Here is a 3,354-nt window from a genome sequence, read left to right on the forward strand (position 1 = left end):
GAAAATAGCCTGGACCCGATAAATTTTAACGGCCAATTTTTATTTCGTGCTCAAAAAAGTGTCAACTAAATTGTGAACCATCCCGATTTTTCCTAATGGTAATGTAGGGGGTCTGCTTTTTCTCCCGGTGAACAAAGCAACCACCGGCAGTTGAATTATACTATTATCTGCCCGACTGAAACAAACTCGAAGGCATAGGCGGGCGGATCTATCCGTCCGCAAGAGTGGCCCAACTGACGATTAATTGGTAAGATAAGATCTGATAAACAACCTGTTTGCTCAGGGCCGCCGCCAACTTGGTTGTCAAAAGCGGAGAACAAACGTATTATCTCCGGCGATACAAATAGCGTCACCGGCCGGTCGCCCTATTTGCCTCTGCCAGCAGTTGGTGGATTTCCAATGGCTCGCCTTTGCCGGTATCGCGTTGCAGGGAGATGGCTTCTTGCTCACATTTTGACACGCACACGCCGCAGCCCATACAACGCCCGGTATCTACCACGGCGTGGCCGTTCACTGCCAGGGCCTCAAATTGGCAAAACGCGGCGCACCGGCCGCAGCCCTCACACAAGGCCGCATCTACATAAGCAACGTACCCGGAAGCAGCCAGCATCGGCACGCCGTTACGCTGGGCCTGCATGGCCCCACAGCAGCAGGCGCAACAGTTACAAATGGCATAAAACCGGCCCAGCATTGCATCCTTAAAAAAGGCGTGGTGAACGTGCCCCCGCTCGTGTTCGGCTTGCAAAATGGCAACCGCTTCCGCAGACGTGATCCAGCGGGAACGGCCGGGATGATGTTCGGCCACAAAACCCGCAATTGGCTCGCCAATAATGAGGCAGACGTCCAACGGCTGGCAGGGATGGGGACGCGCCGCCCGGCAGGGACATTGCAAAACCACAATATGGTTGGGGTTACGCAAAATAATATCGCGGGCGCGGGCATAGGGGATGATTTTTTCCAGGTCGGTGAGATTGATCTCTTGGTTCACCGTTACCAAGCCTTTGGCTGCGGCCAGGGGCACCACCTTGCCGTGATAAGTATCGGCAAAAGTGAGCCGGTTAGAGGTTGGGTCTGGAGCCTGGCCCGTTGTTTCCACCTTTAATAGTTTCAGCACCCCTGTAACCAGGGGAGCCAGGGCGCGAGACAGGGGATGCTCGCCGGTGCCCAGGGCAATATAAAGGTAAGACCAGCGGGCATAGATGTAGCCGTGCAGCCAGTCGAATAGAGAATAGTGGGGCGTTTGACGGGCCTCTTTGATGAAGGCCCAAGTGGAAGGACATAAGAAACGAAATTTGAAGCTCATCCTTCTTCAATCCTATCTGTCAGGTATTCGACCGCCAGGGTTTCAGTACATTCAACGCCAATCTCAGTTTCTTCCTGCAAATTCTGCCTGGCCTGGGCTAACCGGGTTTTTTGCCTCCAGCCAGCCTGGTTCCTGGCCAGGGTGGCATACCGGCTTGCCTCTTCGGCCTGTTCGCGCAGATAGACGAGGCTGTCCACGGTGGCTCGCCGGGTTGACGCCTCCGCCGGCAAGGTGGCTTGGGCGCGTTCCAGGGCATGTTGGCCCGCGCCACTGGCATCGGCCTCAAGCACCACCTGCTCCGCCTGGCGGATGGCTGCCTGAGCATTGGAGATGGCGGCCAGGGCTTGTTTGAGATGCTCATTGTATTCGGCGCCATCGGCCTTAACCTGGCGCAGGGTCCAGGCGGCCAGTTGATCTACCTCGTCGTAGGCATCACGGGCGGTCTGCAAAGCCTGGGCCAGGGCCTGATCCTCCAGGCCAATGGTGGCCGTCCGGGCCTGTTCAGCCCTGGATAACTGCTCGCGCAATTGTCGCGCCAATTGCTGCGTGGCATCGGTTTGAGCCACCGCCGGCAATTTTTTGATCGTAGCCAGGTATTGCTGCGTTTTTTCACGCGCCCGCCCAACCAAATGCTCCAAATCCACCTGCAAAACGTTGATCCGGCGCACTTGATCATCGGCGGCCATATAGGCGGCGGTAGCCAACTGCCGGGCCGTTACCTGCTCATCCAGAGCCGCTCTGAAGTCGCCCGTTTCGGCCAGCCGTTTGGCTTTAGCCAGATGACGGTGGGCCTGTTCAATTTGCCGGTCTACCTCCGGCCCAATCTTAACGTCTTCCTGATTGCGCAAAGTTTCGGCCCGCTGCAAATCCGTCTCGGCCAGGGGCAAAGCCTGGGAAATGCGCTCGGCCACAGCTTGCACCTCGGCCAAACGATTGACGGTAGTGTGGAATTGCTCCTCCACCCGGGCCAGGTCGGCCAGGGTATGTTTCAGCAACCGCTCGGCTTCAATAAATTGTTGCACGTCTAAACTGTTCAAACTTTCCAGTTGTTTGAGCTGGCTGTTTAACAATCTGGTCAAGGATTGCCGCGCCTGTTCCATTTCAGGCGCCAGGTCTGCCCAATTCTGGCCAGGATACGCCTGTAACTGCTGCCAGGCCGGCTCAACCTGCTCTTGCTGCCATTGGGCCAGTTGGCTCACCCGGTTATGCAGGTAGTGCAGGTCGGCCAGATTATGCTCGCGCAAGGCCTGCCACCCCTGCACGCCGGCCAGGGCGCGCCGACTGTCGGTGTTGAGTTCTTCAATCCAGGGTGCGGCGTGGGCATAGTCGCCGGCCAGAATGCGCGCGGTAATGGTTTGCACATCCAGCTTGATCTCTTGCCAATCCTCCGCCAATTGGAGGGGATGGCCGCCCTGGGCCAGTAAAGCATCAATTTTGGCCTGCTGGCGGCCATGGGCGTTCATGGCCTGGAGAAAGGCCCTGACCGTTTCGACATCCTGCCAAATCTGGCTGACCTGTTCCAACACGGCCAGGTATTGCTCTCCATTGAGGGCGTCTTGGGCTTGAGCCAGCCGGGCATCAATATCCGCAAAAAGACGCACGCCGGTCAACTCGGCCGGGCCGGCGCCGGAATCCTGGCCGGGCCAGCCCGGCTCTTCGGCGCGGGTGGTAACGTATTGATACAACTCGGTAAGAAAGGAGGGGATTTCGGTTTCGGCCAGTTGGCGGTTAGAACGAACTTTGCCCAGCCACAGTGCCGCTTCTTGCCGGTGTCGCTGGGGCAGGCGGGCAATTTGCCGTTTCACATGGTCAACGTCGTCCAAAATTCCTCTGGCTTCCACCTGGGTGGGGGAGAGGGTCAACCAGTTCACTTTGAGCGGCCGGCCGGTCAGCTCGCGCTCAAGCTCTTTGAGCTGCTCAACCAGCTTGATGTCGGACACGCCGGGTTCAGAGACCAACAGAGGACTAAATGAGGCGTGGTCATAAATCATGAGCCACGCCAGGGCTTGACCTAACGTGGCTCAACCCCGTATCATTGTGATTACCCTATC

2 protein-coding genes are annotated in these 3,354 nt (G+C 57.5%); both read right to left on the minus strand.

Translation table 11 applies throughout. The annotated features are described in order from the left end of the window. Positions 1-349: 349 nt before the first annotated feature. Positions 350-1,303 carry a 4Fe-4S binding protein gene (locus tag JW953_22450; GenBank protein ID MBN1995465.1) on the minus strand — a complete coding sequence of 318 codons (954 nt, stop codon included), beginning with the start codon at positions 1,301-1,303 and terminating at the stop codon, positions 350-352. Beyond that, the gene (locus JW953_22455) at positions 1,300-3,294 is read right to left on the minus strand and encodes a hypothetical protein (protein ID MBN1995466.1); all 1,995 of its coding nucleotides are present in this window, start codon (positions 3,292-3,294) and stop codon (positions 1,300-1,302) included. The genes JW953_22450 and JW953_22455 overlap by 4 nt, the downstream gene beginning before the upstream one ends. Positions 3,295-3,354: the final 60 nt, after the last annotated feature.

The organism is Anaerolineae bacterium, assembly GCA_016931895.1.
Lineage (GTDB): Bacteria > Chloroflexota > Anaerolineae > 4572-78 > J111 > JAFGNV01.